The organism is Pseudoalteromonas sp. SaAl2 (genome assembly GCF_052947895.1).
The window spans coordinates 1,143,941-1,161,021 of the sequence record NZ_CM129605.1 but is presented as its reverse complement, the minus strand read 5'-3'; the positions used below and the strand labels follow the sequence as shown (position 1 = coordinate 1,161,021).

18 protein-coding genes and 2 pseudogenes are annotated in these 17,081 nt (G+C 38.5%); 5 read left to right on the top strand and 15 right to left on the bottom strand.

Going from position 1 to position 17,081, the window contains the following annotated elements; translation table 11 throughout:
• Nucleotides 1-60: 60 nt before the first annotated feature.
• Nucleotides 61-693 carry a GNAT family N-acetyltransferase gene (locus ACU8V8_RS05670; RefSeq protein WP_446889075.1) on the bottom strand — a complete coding sequence of 211 codons (633 nt, stop codon included), beginning with the start codon at nt 691-693 and terminating at the stop codon, nt 61-63.
• Between the two features lie 137 nt (nt 694-830).
• On the opposite strand from ACU8V8_RS05670, the gene ACU8V8_RS05665 reads away from it, so the two are divergent.
• The 3 genes from ACU8V8_RS05665 (at nt 831) to ACU8V8_RS05655 (ending at nt 2,224) form a co-directional block, all read left to right on the top strand.
• Nucleotides 831-1,061 (top strand): DUF2789 domain-containing protein, encoded by a 231-nt coding sequence (locus ACU8V8_RS05665; RefSeq protein WP_446889074.1) that lies wholly within the window; start codon nt 831-833, stop codon nt 1,059-1,061.
• A gap of 109 nt (nt 1,062-1,170) precedes the next feature.
• A complete protein-coding gene (locus tag ACU8V8_RS05660) occupies nt 1,171-1,437 on the top strand; it encodes a hypothetical protein (protein ID WP_446889073.1) in 267 nt (88 codons plus the stop codon).
• A gap of 13 nt (nt 1,438-1,450) precedes the next feature.
• On the top strand, nt 1,451-2,224 hold the full coding sequence (locus ACU8V8_RS05655; RefSeq protein WP_446889072.1) for a Zn-ribbon-containing protein: 774 nt from the start codon (nt 1,451-1,453) through the stop codon (nt 2,222-2,224).
• A 50-nt stretch (nt 2,225-2,274) separates the two neighbouring features.
• Here the strand turns inward: ACU8V8_RS05655 and syd are convergent.
• A pseudogene (gene syd, locus ACU8V8_RS05650) lies at nt 2,275-2,815 on the bottom strand (SecY-interacting protein).
• Between the two features lie 59 nt (nt 2,816-2,874).
• On the opposite strand from syd, the gene queF reads away from it, so the two are divergent.
• Nucleotides 2,875-3,720 carry an NADPH-dependent 7-cyano-7-deazaguanine reductase QueF gene (gene queF / locus ACU8V8_RS05645; RefSeq protein ID WP_446889071.1) on the top strand — a complete coding sequence of 282 codons (846 nt, stop codon included), beginning with the start codon at nt 2,875-2,877 and terminating at the stop codon, nt 3,718-3,720.
• Between the two features lie 20 nt (nt 3,721-3,740).
• Here queF and ACU8V8_RS05640 read toward each other — a convergent pair whose 3' ends face one another.
• From ACU8V8_RS05640 to ACU8V8_RS05625, 4 genes and pseudogenes are all read right to left on the bottom strand, one after another.
• Nucleotides 3,741-4,610: a peptidylprolyl isomerase gene (locus ACU8V8_RS05640; protein ID WP_446889070.1), complete on the bottom strand. Its 870-nt coding sequence runs from the start codon at nt 4,608-4,610 to the stop codon at nt 3,741-3,743.
• A 34-nt stretch (nt 4,611-4,644) separates the two neighbouring features.
• Nucleotides 4,645-5,475, bottom strand: coding sequence for a hypothetical protein (locus ACU8V8_RS05635; RefSeq protein ID WP_446889069.1), 831 nt, complete (start codon nt 5,473-5,475; stop codon nt 4,645-4,647).
• Between the two features lie 8 nt (nt 5,476-5,483).
• A pseudogene (tamB, locus tag ACU8V8_RS05630) lies at nt 5,484-9,175 on the bottom strand (autotransporter assembly complex protein TamB).
• Nucleotides 9,175-10,899 (bottom strand): autotransporter assembly complex protein TamA, encoded by a 1,725-nt coding sequence (locus ACU8V8_RS05625; RefSeq protein WP_446889068.1) that lies wholly within the window; start codon nt 10,897-10,899, stop codon nt 9,175-9,177. The pseudogene tamB and the gene ACU8V8_RS05625 overlap by 1 nt, the downstream one beginning before the upstream one ends.
• 161 nt (nt 10,900-11,060) lie before the next feature.
• On the opposite strand from ACU8V8_RS05625, the gene ACU8V8_RS05620 reads away from it, so the two are divergent.
• Nucleotides 11,061-11,387 (top strand): ribonuclease E inhibitor RraB, encoded by a 327-nt coding sequence (locus tag ACU8V8_RS05620; protein ID WP_446889067.1) that lies wholly within the window; start codon nt 11,061-11,063, stop codon nt 11,385-11,387.
• Nucleotides 11,388-11,407: 20 nt separating this feature from the next.
• Here ACU8V8_RS05620 and ACU8V8_RS05615 read toward each other — a convergent pair whose 3' ends face one another.
• The 9 genes from ACU8V8_RS05615 to ACU8V8_RS05575 all read right to left on the bottom strand — a co-directional run bounded on the left by ACU8V8_RS05615 (nt 11,408) and on the right by ACU8V8_RS05575 (nt 17,058).
• On the bottom strand, nt 11,408-13,165 hold the full coding sequence (locus ACU8V8_RS05615; protein ID WP_446889066.1) for a DEAD/DEAH box helicase: 1,758 nt from the start codon (nt 13,163-13,165) through the stop codon (nt 11,408-11,410).
• Between the two features lie 64 nt (nt 13,166-13,229).
• The gene (locus ACU8V8_RS05610) at nt 13,230-13,532 is read right to left on the bottom strand and encodes an H-NS family nucleoid-associated regulatory protein (RefSeq protein ID WP_446889065.1); all 303 of its coding nucleotides are present in this window, start codon (nt 13,530-13,532) and stop codon (nt 13,230-13,232) included.
• Nucleotides 13,533-13,620: 88 nt separating this feature from the next.
• Entirely contained in the window at nt 13,621-13,989 is a 369-nt protein-coding gene (locus tag ACU8V8_RS05605; protein WP_446889064.1) for a hypothetical protein, read from the bottom strand.
• Nucleotides 13,962-14,258 (bottom strand): response regulator, encoded by a 297-nt coding sequence (locus tag ACU8V8_RS05600; RefSeq protein WP_446889590.1) that lies wholly within the window; start codon nt 14,256-14,258, stop codon nt 13,962-13,964. The genes ACU8V8_RS05605 and ACU8V8_RS05600 overlap by 28 nt, the downstream gene beginning before the upstream one ends.
• A gap of 7 nt (nt 14,259-14,265) precedes the next feature.
• Nucleotides 14,266-14,517 carry a hypothetical protein gene (locus tag ACU8V8_RS05595; RefSeq protein ID WP_446889063.1) on the bottom strand — a complete coding sequence of 84 codons (252 nt, stop codon included), beginning with the start codon at nt 14,515-14,517 and terminating at the stop codon, nt 14,266-14,268.
• Nucleotides 14,496-14,768, bottom strand: coding sequence for a hypothetical protein (locus ACU8V8_RS05590; protein WP_446889062.1), 273 nt, complete (start codon nt 14,766-14,768; stop codon nt 14,496-14,498). Before ACU8V8_RS05590 ends, ACU8V8_RS05595 begins: the two co-directional genes overlap by 22 nt.
• Nucleotides 14,769-14,806: 38 nt before the next feature.
• Complete coding sequence (locus ACU8V8_RS05585; protein WP_446889061.1) at nt 14,807-15,295, bottom strand: hypothetical protein; 489 nt, start codon at nt 15,293-15,295, stop codon at nt 14,807-14,809.
• Nucleotides 15,296-15,391: 96 nt separating this feature from the next.
• Nucleotides 15,392-15,808, bottom strand: coding sequence for a TonB-dependent receptor (locus ACU8V8_RS05580; RefSeq protein WP_446889060.1), 417 nt, complete (start codon nt 15,806-15,808; stop codon nt 15,392-15,394).
• Nucleotides 15,809-15,975: 167 nt separating this feature from the next.
• Entirely contained in the window at nt 15,976-17,058 is a 1,083-nt protein-coding gene (locus tag ACU8V8_RS05575) for a TonB-dependent receptor plug domain-containing protein (protein ID WP_446889059.1), read from the bottom strand.
• Nucleotides 17,059-17,081 lie beyond the last annotated feature (23 nt).

Here is a 17,081-nt window from a genome sequence, read left to right as displayed (position 1 = left end):
CACCCCACACCGAGGCCAACACTTTACTGGTGTGAGAATTTAAAGAGTTAGTCTGCCAACTTATTTAAACAGCAGCTCCCCTTCAACGCTATTAAACGTTAATTTCTTTAGTAATTTAAACCCTTCACTTTCAAAGAAAGTGTTGTGCTGATGACGGGTTACAAACACAGCTAGTCCAGAGGAAGCTGTATTACTTTGTACTAGATCATCTAAGCCTCGTAATAGATGCCTTCCTAACCCTTGCCCTTGAAAGTGAGGATCTACTGCAATAAAGGCTAAAAAGTAGTAGTTTCCTTTCCCTTTTAGCGCATTACGGATAGTTTGTTCTTTTTCTATTAATTGATTCGTTTGTAAATAGCCAGCACTAAGCATTAATTTTAATCGCCAGTGCCAATAACGCTGCGCTTGTAATTGACTATTAGATTCAAACACGCACGCTACCGCTTTGAGCCTTTCATTGCTGTATAAACCTATTAATGGCTGTTTTTCTTGCCAGAATGTATTTAATTCTTCACGGATCAACGCGCGTAATTTTTTTTCATAAGCGCCAAGGTTCTGTTCAGAGTAATTGAGTAATTGCTGCAATACTGGATCATCATGATAGGCTTGGTATATTAAGCTTGCTGCTACACTTATGTCTTCAGCTGCAATATATTGCACACTATAAGCGTTATTTTGCATGGTGGTTGTCATAAGCAGTCCTTATTATTGTTGATTGTTTGCGTATTACCATCTATAGGTATATTCCTATCCACAACAAAATGCAAATTCAGCGAGAGTTAAACTCACTCACCTCACCATAGGCTAACACTTCCTTAAAGGAGTATGACATGGATACCACGAAGCATGATATTACCACCTTGTTTAAACAACTTGGTCTACCAAGTCGTGATTCTGAAATAGATTCGTTTATTGAGCAAAATTCTCTACCCGCAACAACGTTATTACAAGATGCGCCGTTTTGGGATGAAGCGCAACAGCATTTCATTGCAGAGTCTTTAGCGCAAGATGGTGATTGGAGCGAAGTAATTGACGAACTAGACGTAAGGCTTCGTCAATAACACCTGATGATTCTTACTCAAGCTTTTATTGAGTGAAACAGAGTATATTGATATTATACCCGCGCAGTACACTGTAGTACTGTGCGTTATTTTAAGAGTTTATAAATTAATGAATTCCATCGTTATTGATGCTATAAAAGCCCTTCTTGAAGAAGGCAAAACCCCTACAGTTGCGTTAACTAAAAATAAATTATCTCAACCTGTACCCATGCCGATTATTATAGCGGCGGTAAGCCAGTATAAAAATAATCCTGATTCAATCCACAGTTTAATCAAACAGCCTAGTACCGAACAAAATAGCAACGCACATGAAAACCAACTTGATCGTATTGAAGCTAAACTTGATAAACTATTAGCGCTGCTAGAAAAAAATTAATTGAGAAAATGCAATGTTTGTTGTTGATTTAACTTTTGACTGTTACCAAGACACCACCCTTGAAAACGCGGAGCAAGCAATTAACCGTTTAGTGAATGCGTTGCGTTTTAACGGTCAAATTATGGGTGAAGAATTCCCGACGGTTTTAAAAGATGGTTATTTTATTACTCGGGTAATGTGCCCGACTGATAACGCAATGCATCCATTAAATCACAGCCCTTTTGTCAAACACAGTATTGATAAATTACATGATGCCGGCTTACTTGCACCAAAAGTTAAAGTAATAGGCCAAGATATTCACTCTAACGGCGCTGATGCATGCCATGAGCCTTCATCGTATATTTTATATACCACTTATGTTCACACTTGCAGCCCGCTTTATTGTGGCGATGATTTTTTACCCGTGCCATTATTTAAAATCCCCGCTATAGCAAACGGCGATTATAAAACCTTAATTAAATGGCAAGAAGACTGGCAAGCATGCGATCAGATTCAAATTAATGGCGCAACACGGTGTGAATTCCCTGCGTTAGATGAAATATCTAATCTTGATAGTGACCTTTCTCGCCGTGGTAAAGATATTGCTAAACGCATAACGTTTTTAACAAATAAGCCCGTTTACTATTATTTATATCGTGTGGGCGGTAAAGATAGAGCGTCAGAACTTGCAAGAAAGTGTCCGAGCTGCAACGGTGACTGGAAGTTGCCAGAGTCGTGGTTTGGCTTATTTGATTTTAGGTGTGAACCATGCGGATTAGTATCAAACATTTCGTGGGATTTTCAATAACATTGATATTATACGCGGAGTACATCTTACTTACTCCGCGAAATTATCGGTTACACCTTGAGTGCTTTTATAAACTCTTCAAGGTTAGGTGCAAGTACATGATGAGGTTTTTTTACCCACATATTCTAAGCACACCTCACCACTTTCAACCGACACAGTAACCAATAAATCTTCTTGGTCTGTCAGACCGATAAATACACTAGGTGGCTGCTTTAGTTTTTGTTTCATCAAAACATGCCCCGTTATATTCTGTTGCAGTAAGTCAAAATCATCCTCACTCCAAGTTTGTAATAACTCAATAGTATGTTCATCAATTTTTGCAATAATTGAGCCTGCGTAAAATGCGCCGTAGTACTCATTGAGTGCTTCAGGGAACTCTAGGTTCAATGCAGCGGCTAAATCCTTGAGCGACCCAACGGTTTCTCTTCGTGTTGCCTGCCATTGAATAAAACCATCATCATTGGGCGTGCCTACTTCTGCTGGGCTTGGCCAGCTTTCGTCATGTTCAATCTGAGGCAATACATTGGTTTGACTTAATTTATGCTGTGCAAAATTTTTATGGAGTTGTTCTAATTGGGTAACAATAGACATACTGCGAAACTTATTGGCTTTAGGTATAATACCCGTATTGTAACTACAAAAGACGCAACATGACAGATTACAGCAACTCCCCTGAACTAAAAGGCAGTGTGCTTGGACAATCAACTGAGTACGTTGATACCTACACGCCAAGTTTGTTATTTCCCATCGCCCGTAAACTAAACCGCGATGATTTAAATATTGACGAAACAAAATTGCCTTTCAAAGGGCAAGATATTTGGACTGGCTATGAGTTGTCATGGCTCAATAACAAGGGAAAACCTATGGTTGCTGTGGCAACTTTCGCGTTTCCTTGCCAAACAAGTCATATTATTGAATCTAAATCATTTAAGCTGTATTTAAATAGTTTTAACCAAACCCGATTTGACAGTATCGAGCAGGTAAAAAGTGCTTTAACAAATGATTTATCACAAGCGGTAGCAATGCCAATTGCCGTTACTCTTTACAGTGCAGATGATTTTAATTGCCTTCCTTGCACACCACTACCCGGTGAGTGTATTGATGATCTAGATATTGAAATTAACGATTATGATCTAGACGCAAATACTCTTAAAAGCGAGTCTAAAGAGGTCGTTAGTGAAACCTTACACAGCCATCTACTTAAATCTAACTGCTTAATTACCTCACAACCTGATTGGGCGAGTATTATTATTCGATATACTGGTGAGAAGATTTGTAAAGAATCCTTATTACGATACTTGATTTCATTTCGAACTCACAATGAATTTCATGAACAGTGTGTTGAACGCATATACAGTGACTTAACAGGTATTCTTAATATTACGGATCTTGAAGTATATGCGCGTTATACTCGTCGTGGTGGTCTTGATATCAACCCATATCGCTCTACTCACAACGATATTGTGCCATTTAGTGTCAAAATAAACCGCCAATAAAGGCGGTTTGTGACTACGCTTTATTTACTGACTCGCTGCGTTGGTATAGGCATGGCACATACATCTATGTAATTAGGCGTTGCAACAAACCATGCTTCACTGCGGTTCTTGCGTGCTTCGATTAGCGCTTTAAAAGCCATCGAGTCTGTTCGCATAACTTTAAATTGGCTGCTATCGTGCTCAGCAATATCAGCCAATACTTGTATATCAGTGATTGGGTTAAAAGGTTCTTTATCGTTTGCTTGTCTATTAAGTCGATTAAAGTGCTGCATCCCTTCAAGAACACGACCAAAAACGGTAATGTTTCTATCTAAATAGCGCTGGCTGTTACCAATCGTTACATAGAACTCTGTTCCACCACTGTTAATATCATTACCCCGAGCCATGGCAAAAATACCATTACAATGCACCTGCCAAGTTTCGGTCTTGTTTTTATTTTGTGCCACGGCAAAACCACCGAGAAAACCTGTTATTGGGGCATAGCCATCATGGTTATCAAGCTCGGTAATAGCCACAGGTGCTTTAGTTGTTAAATAAAATTCTGCGGGAAGTGTTTTACTCGCTTTGGTAATTACTTTTTTGCCACTGGCATCCCCACCTTGAGCAACAAACCCTTCAACAAAACGATAGACATTGAGCCCTTTATAAAAGCCCTGTTGCGCTAACAATTTTATATTTTGTGTGTGTTTAGGGGCAAGGTACGGATTAAGCTCAATATACGCAGAGCCTGTAGCTAGGGTTATTTTCAGTACATTATTCGGCTCAACAGATCGCCACTGGGAGTCGCCTGCGTGTTCCAAAATACTACTCACTGTTGACTTATTAGCATGCACTATTGGGGTGTGAGCTAACAGCGTCAATAGAACTGCGACTAACGGTTTTTTTAGCATAAAATAGCTTATTGTAGGGAGTTATAGCTACAGGTTATTGATTAACAGCTTTTTTATCAAGCCAATAATGTTCACTATTTAATGGCGCACTTAAAGGGAGAAGCTGGTTTTTTAATTCAATAATACGTCTATGCTTTAAATTAGCTTGAGCAATAGCATACGCAAAATGGTGATAAAAGAGTTCATCGAATGAGCCATCGGCAATCGCAATTTCTAACCCATACTTGATTTTATCATGTAGCTTTACGTTGTCATTTGCGACAAAAAAGTAAACCGCGCTAGGGTAATGAATAGCGATATACTGATCGTTTACTAAATTTTTATCTCGCGGTTGTGTTACCTCAAAGATTTCATAAGGTAGTGCATCAAAACGTGCTGTTGCCAGCATGTGCAATGGATCTGCACCTTGTCCATAGGTTGATGTTTTTAACTCGTTACTTTGGAAGATAGCAGCGTCCGGCCAATCTTCTCGTAAACCAAAAATAAAACGCTGTAACTCGCGCGAATGACGCACATCTTTAAATAACTCTTTATTATTAATATGAACTAAAGGGATTCGATAGCCAAGAAGCCCTTTAACAATGGGGATCAAGATAGCTTTTGCTTGTTTTTCAGATTCAGAGTTTGTGACTTTCCACACAATGTCGATGCCATCTTTAACACCTAATAAACGAATAGCGCGAGTTTGACTTGGGATGTGTTCAACTGGTTGTGGATCAATTGTAATACCTGATTTACTCAGAGCTAGTTGTAATAACTCAATGGCGTAAGGGTGCCCACCAGCGTTATAACGTAAAGTTAATTGTTCAGCTTTTGCATTGGGTAATAACATAAACATACATCCAACTAGCAGCAGTAATTTCATATAGCTAATCATTCATTCCAATCAAATTTATAAAGTATATCGACATTTTGTGTTAAGCCACTGGTCACTTCTACATACAATTGAGAGAGGAGTTGATAACGAATAGCCACTTCGCTTAAGGACTCGAACACGCCTACGCTGTACTTCACCTGAATTCCAGGAGCAACATAACCTGAAATTTCAACTTTGGTGTCATCACCACTGCCTTTCGAACTTAAACTAACATCTGATAAGCCAAAAGTTTCACCCACTTTTGACACCATACCTTCACTGCGGCTCACCCCTTGTGCTAATAATAACTGCGTTAACATTGCATCAGTTGAACTATCGCCTTCATCAAGCGGCTGACCATTTAGAAGATAAGCCAATGATTGTCCTTGATCCATAGCTGGCTCTGAAAATACCTTCAGTGAAGGTTGCTCAACATTTCCTGTTAGTGTGACACCCGCTACTACGTCATTTGCGGTATTCTCAGGATTACGAATTGCTTTTATATTTAAATAAGGTTTATCTATTGGCCCACTAAAACCAACCTGCCCTTTAGTAATAATGAGGTCTTGCCCAAATGCTCGGTAAGTACCTTCGCGTAAGTTTAGCTCACCGGTAGCAATCATGGGGGTTTGTTCATCCATTTTAATAGCTAAGTCACCAGCAATTTTAGATTCGAGTCCAAACGAATCTATACGCACATCATTTTCTACAATTAATTTAAGGGCAATATCATAATCAAATGGCATTGCTTTTGATTGTTCTTGTTGCTGATCAATAATAATCTCATCGTCACTAACTTGCACAGCCCCTTCAGGTAACTCTTCAATCGTTATTCTTCCGTAAGGTACGACGACTTGCCCGGCTAATTTGAATGCACTATCTGCTAGGCTCAATTGAAGATCTGGGGATACTTTAAAAAGCACACCTTGTTGTGCTCTAACATAAAATTGCTCACCGTCTACGGCTAAGTTTACTGCTGGTTTTTCCCTCCCCAATCGATATCGCCAGTAAGGGTAATGTTGCCACCTTCGCTATCATTAAGCTTACCATCTAATGTAGCCGTTGTTTTATCAAAACCGATATCAATATTTGAATCAACCACTGACACAGGGAGCTGGTCACCTTGTAAATTTACTTGCGCGATATTAACATCACCCTTTAACAACGGATCGGAGATAGAACCACTGAGTACAATTTGACCGCTAATATCGCCTTTTAGCTGTTCGAGAGTGCCAATGAAGGGTTGCAGATCAGCAAGTAAAATTTGATCTATATTTATATTGCCTGACAATGCCTGACTTGAAGGTAAGTCTTGCACTGAGATATCAGCACTTATATCTCCTAACAAGCTAGAGCTAAGATTTGCTTGAAGCTGGCCATTTACCGCGTCAGAACTTGCGTTAAGTGTAAAAGTTTCAATAGGTAACTGATAACGTTTTTCATCATCAACGAAAGTGGCTGCAAGGTGCTCTGATTGTAGTGATGCTGTTAACTTTGTTAGGGTTTTAGCCTGCCACTTTGCATCAACTATCCCATTAAAGCCACCCTTAGTAGTTAGGTTTTGAGGTAATAAGTGTTTTAAGTCTGTTAAATCTAAATTATCTAGTTTAGCTGCTAAATGGCCCATATTTTTAGTCTGCTTAAGCTGATCAATACATAACTTACTATTGTCAGTTTGCCAACAGTGCTTAGCGACGGAGAAATCTCCAGTATCTGTATCAACAGTCAAAGCCACCTTAGGAGTTGCAGTTAATTGTATTGTTTTATCTGTCAGTAACACATCATTTAACTGCCCCTGCCAGACTTTATTTACAAGCTTTCCTGCTATTTCAAATTCGGCTTTTCCTTCGAGAGCATCTAATTCAAGCTGTACTGTATGGTCTTTTTTGTCCCCTGTGGCATTTAAATTTAGGCTATTAACTTGCTGTCCTCTAACCTGAGCATCCGTTAACTTGATACTGGCATTCGTTTGCCAGTCAGCAGCATAATTGAAGTCAGACTTAATGGATAACGCTGCTACAGCTGTGTCTTCATAACTTAAATTTTGCAAGGCTAAATCTAAGTTAAGGCTCGGCTCTAAACGTTTTCCTCGTATGGAAAGCTTCCCATTACCTGCTCCTGAGAATGGCAGCTTTTTTTCTTTGGATTTATCTAAATGCAGCTTTGCATCAATATTCCATTGCTGTTCGATATTGCCCGCTAAAGACAATATGTTTTCACCACTTGTTAACTCAAATACGTTAATACTCGCATGCAAGTCACTGTTTAAATTAAAGTCTGACATAAAGTTAAAGTTAACGTCATCAATAACCCCCGTTAATTGACTATCTTGCATGCTTAGTTGCCAATTATTATTCGAGGCATTAAAAGAGCCAGCAAATTGACCAGAAATATTACTGGTGACTACATCCGTTATGTATTGCGCTTTAAGTTGGTCTAAATGCCCAGAAAACTGGCTCTTTATACCATTTTCCCAGTTTGCTGATGCCTTTATCGTCGCGCTGCTTTCATTTGCAGCTAAAACCAGTTGTTCCACATTTATTTTCGTTAACCCACCGTTCAACATCGCATTTAGGTTTACCTCTGGGTAAGCGCCTAATTGGCTGGTCCCAGTCAGTGCTACCACATAGTCATCTGCATTACCTTCACCACTTAAATCAACATTTTTCACCGTTAACGGGCTGCTTTGAGTATTTAACTGCCACTGCGCAATATTCGCTTTAAGCGTGAAAGGAAAGTTTACCGCTTTTAGATCAGTCAGTAACTCAGCAGATAATGGGTAAGGACCTTGCGTAGTCGCATTAAGTTGTAAAGCGGATAAATTCCCCTTGGCAAGTAAAGTTAATTGATGTTCTGTACTTGCAACTTCAATTTTAGCGCTCAAAGGTGTACGTCCTTTTAGCTTGGCATTTAGCTCGCTTGATAGGTGCCATTGCAGGTAGTCTGCAGTAAGCGTTTCTAAAACCAGTTCACTGCTATTTATTGAAAGTGCAGTACGAATGCTTTTAACTTCATGTTGCTGCTCAGCTTGAGTAATTCGAACCAAGTCTATTGCTATCTCTTCAATATTTGCTGCTATAGGTGAAGTAAACTCAATATCTGGTAATGGAGCCAGCGCTATTAAAGGGTCTGCAGGGGGCTTCTCAACTTCTTTAACTAAAACGTCAACTTGTTTAATACTTAAAGACCTCAGCGTAACTAAGGATTCTTCAGCTTTAGCACTTAACTGAAATTGCTGTACAGTCACATCGGCACTAGCATGTGACAAACTAAAAGTATTAATAGCAATCCGTTTTACTGACAGCGCAATAGGTAGATTAATTGGTGAGGGCTGCTCAAGCACTTCTTCACTTGACGCTACATCATCAGTTTCTTCAGTTTGGATTTGATTCACGCTTTTAATATTTAAAGCAACTGTTTTAGCACTAAAATTTTCAACACAAACCCCATCACAGTGCCACCAATATAAATCGAGTTTAAGTTGCTCTGCGGTAAAGTCTAAGCTTGGAGATCTATATGTTATATCGAACGTGTCGTTATATAAGAAGCGACCATTTTTGATATTAATAGCAAGTCCGTCGACTAATTTATTCGCCGTGTAAGCGATTAACTGGTTACCTGGCGCTGTAAATAGCAAACAAAACAGTATCACTAGTAAGGTGCTAATAAAGATAGTTAGAACAGCTGTAATTTTTTTCATTTTTAACATTAAATTTCAGGCCCTATAGTAATACTTAAACGCGTACTTTTACTTTCTTTGGTTAGTCCCCATGCATGATCAATCCTAACAGGTCCAACAGGCGTGAGATAGCGAAAGCCAAATCCAGCGCCTATCTCAACTCGGTCTGAAAAGTCATTGGTTGCCGTACCACTGTCAACAAATAGCGCTAACCGCCAACTTTGTGCGAATTGATAGTTATACTCAACAGTGCCTGACAGTAAGTATTTACCACCAATTAAGCGTCCTTCCTCATCCTCTGGCGAAATTGACTCATAAGCAAAGCCACGTACGCTTTGGTCTCCACCAGCGTAAAAGCGAAGTGATAAAGGTACATTATTTATGTCATCAACAAACATCGCACCTACATTTGCTTTCAAGAATAGCAAATGCTTATCCAAATAAGTGCGTAACCATGCATTTTGAAATTGTACGCGAATGATGTTGGTTGTTGAAAACACATCATCTAAACCAAACTCTGCTGAGATCAGCCATTGCTCCCCCCAATATGGGGTCGTTCCACCTTTGGTACTTTTCTTAGCGTAACTAATACCAGGCATCAACATCTTAGAGCTTTGCTCATCATCACCTAAACGGTACGTCTCATAATCACGGCGTATAAATGCCGTACGTATCCAATCACTACTAGTTAACCATTGGCGCTGAAGTTGCGCTGTAAATATTTCGCTATAAATATCGTCAGTTATTTCATCTTCAAGTTTATAACCAGCTGAATAGCGCCATAAATCATCATTAGGATTGTCAACTGGCACGGTATAACCAAGTGATATGTCTTGCTGTTTTTCCGCTATATTTAGGTTACTTTCAAGGTAATGGCCATTTTCTGTGATCCACGGCTTAGACCATTTGAACCTTACTTTCGGTCCTAAGTCAGTGTCAAACCCTCCCCCAACTTCAAAACTGTTTGCTGGCTTGTGCAGCACATCCACATTTATTGGTACTTGTTTATTTGAACGGTTGGCTATGTCAGCATAGACTCGAACACTATTAAAATAAGGAGTTGTAGAAAGTGAAAGGTTATACTCTGAAATCGTCGAGGCCTGATATGGCGCGCCCTGCTTAAATTCAGCAAGTGAGCGGATGTACTTTTCTGCAGGGGTTTTTTGCCCCAAAATTAGCGCACCAAATTGATACCTGACCCCAGTATCCAAAGTTAAAATGACTTCAGCACTATTTAACTTTAGTGAAACTGCTAATTGGTGTGTTTTCCACTTAACATCGAAATAGCCCAGTTCAAGCAATTGGCTTTCAATTTTTTTCCTAGCCGCATCGTAATGGCTGTGGTTTAAAATATCACCTCGCTTTAGTTTAATTGAGCTTACTACAGCCATTAATTGCGGATCAGCATTACCATCACCATTGACAGTGATACGAATATCCGCAATTCGTGTGACAGGGCCTCGCTCGATTATTGCTACTAGCTCTTGGGACTGTGGAATATAATTAAGCTTGATATCAGGTTTGTAGTAGCCCAATGCTTTTAAGCTACTGGCAACTTGCTTTTTAGCATGGCTCAATAGTGTACTTGTAGCTTTTTCACCTTCTAGTTGCTTTAAATATAACTCTACATTTTTTTCAAGTTCGCCACTAATACCATCAATATCATAACTTTTTACCACATGGGAAGCGGCGACTAAGTTGAACGATAAGAAAAAAAATAAAGCTGCAATGAGCGTAAATATACGACTAAGCAAGTAATTTCCTTACTAAAAAACAAGTTAACTTTAAGAGACTGAATAGTACCACAAGCCAATGCCGTGACACAGTAACTCAAATGTGAAAATTAGTACGCTTAGTCGCTTTATTTTGGTTACAATAGCAATTACGAATTTAAGAAAATAGAATAGAGTTTTAAATGCAATTTCCTGATGATGACAATGGCCAATTACTAACTGAGATAGCAGCTGCGGGTATTGATTTAGCTCAAATGCACAAAGTTGATTTCTACATTTTATTTGAACAAAAAGTAGAAGCGGAAAAATTTGCTAAAATTATTTGTGATGATGAGTTAGCGCCAACCACTGAACTTATTCAATGCAAAGACACAGGTATCTGGGAAGTAGTCACGCAAGTTCAAATGGTGCCAGATCACACTTTGCTTGGTCAAACCGAACAATACTTAGAAAGTATTGCTAATAGTCATAATGGCTATGGCGATGGCTGGGGCTTAGAAACCGAATAAGCTTGATACCAGTTAAGTGCTTACCTACTTAACTGGTTAGCTTTTCTAAAACTCCCTTGATAATCAAACAATTTATCCGCAACTTTCCAACCATATTTTTTACTTTTGCGCGCAATAACAAAATCCGGAGCTGTTAAATTCAATTCATCAGCAATAACTTCACTGACTGTTTTATATTCTGTAGGTACTTGCCCGTGTGAAGCTCGCTTACCAAACTGCTTATTAAAAATATACCGAGCTCCAGGATGAGAAAAATCAAAAATCTCATCACAACTCGCCCCGTCTTCATCAAAGTAAGTGAGTTTAACTATATCGCTAGTTGAATTGAGTGGCTGTACACTTAATCCACTACAACGCAGTACTAATGCATCTTTTAAATTTAACGCTGCGCGTAACTTGTCATCAGGATCTGCAAGCATTGCATCACATGTTTGACATTGTCTTGCGGCAATATCATTTTGTGCTCCGCACTGGTCACACTCTTTAAACCTAAAACGATAATCACATTGCTCTTTTGAGCCATCATCATCTTCAAGTAAACCTTGGCAACGACGGCCAAAATGCTCAATTACTTTACCTTGCGTATCAGTTTTTCCCCAAAATATATTGGCAAAACCACACCCTGGACAAATTACTTGGACAGGCTCGTTATCACTATCGCCTTTTTTACTTCCTACTTCGGGGTAAAATAAGTCAAAACCATTACCGGCATAATCAATTACCAAACACTCGGTTTTCCCTTCGCTTAGACGCAGGCCTCGACCAACTATTTGTTGGTATAAACTGACCGACTCTGTGGGCCTTAAAATAGCAATAAAATCAACATGGGGTGCATCAAACCCAGTAGTTAATACTGATACATTAATTAAAAATTTTAATTGTTTTCTTTTAAATGCGGCAATAAACCTATCTCTATGTTCAGCGCTAGTTTCACCTGTAATTAAGGCACTGTGCTCAGCAGGGAAATAGCTTAAAATTTCTTGCGCATGGCGTACAGTTGCAGCGAATATCATCACCCCTTTACGCTTGTTACTTAGAGTTAAAATATCATTACAAATAGACTTCGTCGCTCGTGTATTAGCGCTAAGTAAACTATTTAAATCGTCTTGGTTATAACGCCCAAATGAGTCACTCGTTAACGAAGAAAAATCATAATGGCTTAATGCAGCATCCACTTCTTTTGGTGGGGTTAGATACTGATTTTTAATCATATACCTTAACGGTAGTTCAAATATACATGCTTTAAATGGGCTTTCATTATTCCCCCTAACAAACCCATGATAATGCTTATGATATACCCAACCTATACCCAGCCTAAATGGCGTCGCTGTCAAACCTAATACTTTTAATTTTGGATTAAATGATCTAAGTGCAGCAATTACTTTTGCATACTGACTATTATCATCATCGCTAACACGATGACATTCATCAATAATCACTAATGAATAGTGCTCATTCAATTTATCTAGGTTGCGTGATAAAGACTGAATACTGGCAAACGTTACTTGGTTAGCTAATGACTTTTGCTTCAAGCCTGCTGAAAATATGCTCGCCTCAAAACCAAAGCTAGTATATTTTTCAGCATTCTGTTCAACTAGCTCCTTAACATGCGCCAAAACTAAAATTTTTTGTTTTGCGATACGGGCGAGTTCAGCGATTACTAAACTTTTACCTGCACCAGTTGGCAATACAATTAATGCGGCATCATCGGTTTTTCTAAAGTGGGAAACGGTACGCGCTACAGCCTCTTGTTGATAAGGCCTTAATATATAACTCATCGATACAACTTAAACAAAAAAACCAATGAATTAATCATTGGCATATTAACGGGTATATCGACTTTTATGCTAGGTGCTTTGTGAGCTCTACACCTTGGAATGCTTTAGGGCGTTTACCACGTCCAGTCCACTCGACTATTTTTCCTTCAAACTCGATGCGATACTTTGGCATAACTTTAGTACGCTTATCACCCGCTATATCTTGTAAGTCTTCTAATGTTAAGCCCTTTTCTTTTAATAAATCTAACACTTCCTGCTTAGCTTGCTGCTGCTGTGTATATTTAGCAATGGCATTTTCAATTAGAGATTGTGCTTTTTCTAAATCAGTTAAACTTGCACTTTTAATAAATGATCGTATTTCTTTCATTTTTCTCTCACTACGTTGATAAGTTTAAATTAGATAATAGATTCAAGTAAATTATAAGCGCATTTTTTAAAATTAATCCAAGCCACTATTATATTATTTGATCAAGCCACACTTTTACTGACCTATTCAACATTAAAAGCTCTTGGATTAATGTAAATATACTATTATTTATTTGTTTCGTATTTGAGATGCTCACTTCGCACGTTTCAATTTTAATACGTAGATGGTCAATTTTTAACACCATAATAGAGCCCTTAATTCTATGTAACAACACTCCACATTTATTTAAATCTTTATTTTCAGCGGCTATTAAAAGGGCTGATAAATCAGCGTTTAGTGTATCGTAAAAAACGTTTGCCACAGAAATAGCATCTTGCTCGCTACCAAAAATCGTAATCCAATAAGATAGACTTGTTTCATCTTCGGTATTTAATGTGCTCTGTGTAGTTTTAGACATGTGCCTGTCCCTATTAATTTAACTAACTTTGCATGGAGTACATCGAGTGAGTAAGGTTTGCAAATGACATAATCTACCCCGACATTTCTGGCGTTTCTTAAGGTTTCAGTTGAATTGTCCGCGGCAATTCCTATTATAGGTGTATTTCTTATAGTTGTGCGCGTACTAAAACGAATTTTTGATGTTAATTCTAAGCCACCACTAATCGGCATATTAAAATATGTGATAATGGCTTTAAATATACCTTTATTTAATTTTTCATACGCAATTTCACCATTACTTTAACTCCACATCAAAGCCTAAAGACACTAATTGATTTTTAACAAACTGTTGGTTAACTTCGTTATCTTCTACTATTAGTATTTTAGTTAATGTATTTGAGCAGCCTATGTTGAGCACTTTAAAGTCATTAAACTGAGTCATTTTAAGTGAACTAAAAGATAAGCCGATTATCGAATCTGAAAAATGAGAAACATGCTTTTTAAAATCAGCAACAACAATCATCATCACTGCAAAGTTGCCAGACATCCCCCTTTTTCAACAATATTCGTTCCCTGTGCGTCTTTAAGCTCTTTATTAACATCTGAGAATAGACCTTCATCTTCAAGCAGCAACAATAAGCCAAACCAACTAGTTCCGTTAACTTCGATTTCGCAGTGGTTATTTTTCACAACTATAAATCGGCAACGGCTTATTTTTTCACCTTCTCGATAGCGAAAATCACATTGTATTTTATTCGTGTCTGTGCAAGCACGTTTGAATGTACAGGCAATATTCACTCTATCCTCGTCAACAATTGTCGGTGAAATACACCCCGTTAAACCAACTTGTTTAACGCTTGCTCAGTTAGCCCTAGAATTGATCTTGCTCCGGGCGATAGATAAGTAAATTGATCTTCACCATTGTTGAAATATTCAAATTGGTAAAAGCCGTCAGAAATACCTTCAATGAACTCAGGTAAGCACTCATAGATAAAGCCGTTTTCATTAAGCGACTCAGTAATTTTTAAAGCTGATATTATTGTCCAACGATCTAGAGGACGATCTCTTAAGCCTATAAGATCCACAAGGTTATTTTCATCGCCATTATATGGTGATAAATACTCAAAAATATGACTATAAGCTAGTTTAGCAGAAAACGTACCTAAATCAGTTTCGAAGCGACTGTTGATATTAAAATCAAGACCGGTTTGCTTTGTTTGACCATCATTTACATAGCTCACGAAGAAACGTTCCGGTGAACCTGACGTATTAAACTCTACGCCATTTGGAGCCGGCCAGTGGTACATTTCCATCTTCAATATCATCTAAGATTCTATAACGATCGTAAGTTGTTACTTCATTCTCAAATGTAATGCTATAGTAATCTAGTGTGAATGAAACACCAACAATAATTTCACCAATCAAGTCAACATTAAATGTTTCTGACTCTTCAGCTTCAAGGTCTTTATTACCAATTGAATTTTGTTAAATTTGAGACCAGCCTTCACCTTCAACATATGTCCAAGGGAAACCCTGACTTTTGAAAATAAGGCACCAAATGTTGGCGCAGCAAAACCTTTCCCCCAGCTGGAACGCACTGCCCAGCCTTCCATAAAGTCATATTTCACATCGATTTGAGGCGATACTTTTGAACCAAAATCAGAATAACTATCATAACGTGCTGCTAAAGTAATATCTAAATTATCAAGCACAGGTAAAGAAGCTTCAACAGCAACAGCTCTACTGATTCTATCACCAATCGTTGAGCCACCCGCTGAACCTATAACCACGTTAGCATCACTAAGGGGGTCAACTGTGCGTTTAAAATTAGTACTCATAAATTCACCATGAATATATAAGCCTAAATCACCGCTTGGTAATTCTGCTAAGCTATCAAACCAACATCAGCAAAAGCACTTGTTTAGTCTGATTTATTATCGATAATAATCGTGTGCTGCATTAAAGCAATTGAACGTGGGTCAGTTAAAGTACCTTCTTGCGCAAATTATTCTGCAAAAATTTTGTTTACATAACCTGAACCATGTTGGTTAATACGGTTAAGGTTACGCTGAAAGCCAGTTGTCCAGTTACCCATGTTTGTAACTCCGTCAAGACCAATTTTAAAGTCAATCATTAACTCTTCGGTACGGCCGTCACGATTGCCATTATCAGTAAAGCGCCAATTAGCTTTTGCTGAAGTAACCTCTTCACCTGCAGCTAACTCAATACTGTCTGCTGCAAGGTCTGTACCTGTAACATTAAATGAACCAGCAGCTGGCGCCAAACGTCCAAATGATGCTTTACGTGTCGCTAATGATGAGATTAATAGTTCAATATCATCAGTCAGACTGTAACGACCAAATGTATATAATTTGGTACGTTCAAGTTTAGACGTTTGCGCAGAGAACTTTGTATGGTCGAATGGACAAACCGTAGAGTCTAGATATTTTTCACCGCCGTGAGGCAAAATACCAACAAAACGATCATCACATAAACTAACACCATCATGTTGTGCTGGACGGTATTCAGTACAGAAATCCCCAGCAGCATTTTTAACAGTGTACTCAATATTACGAGCACTCATACTAACACCTGTAGAGTCTTCGAAGTTATCGGCGATGTTAGCTGATAAATAGTCTCTATCACGAGTATAGATGATATCTTTAACATCATGCGCTAAGCTCATGATGATATTGCCCTTATCATTTGATGTACCAAATGTGAAAGAGACAGGCTCTTGGTCACCACCTACCGCATCAGAGCCATAAATAGCTGATGCACCATCAGTTACTAAATCCATACGCTCAATTGCAGCAAACGGAATTGTATTTAAATCCACTGTAGACCCAGATGAACCTGGAGATGATGCTAAGCGCTTACCATCAACAAGTACTAAAGTACGACCTGAACCCATACCACGTAAAGAAGCAGTTGCAGTTCCTTGTGCACCTCTACCAAAACCCGAAGACTCTGAGAAAGAACCAAAAGAGTTGAAATTTGTGTCTCTTAAAACATCCGCAACAGATAATTCACCTGATGCATCAATATCACTACGAGTAATTGAAAATACAGGACTTGTCCCTTCCAAATCTGTACGTTTGATACGAGATC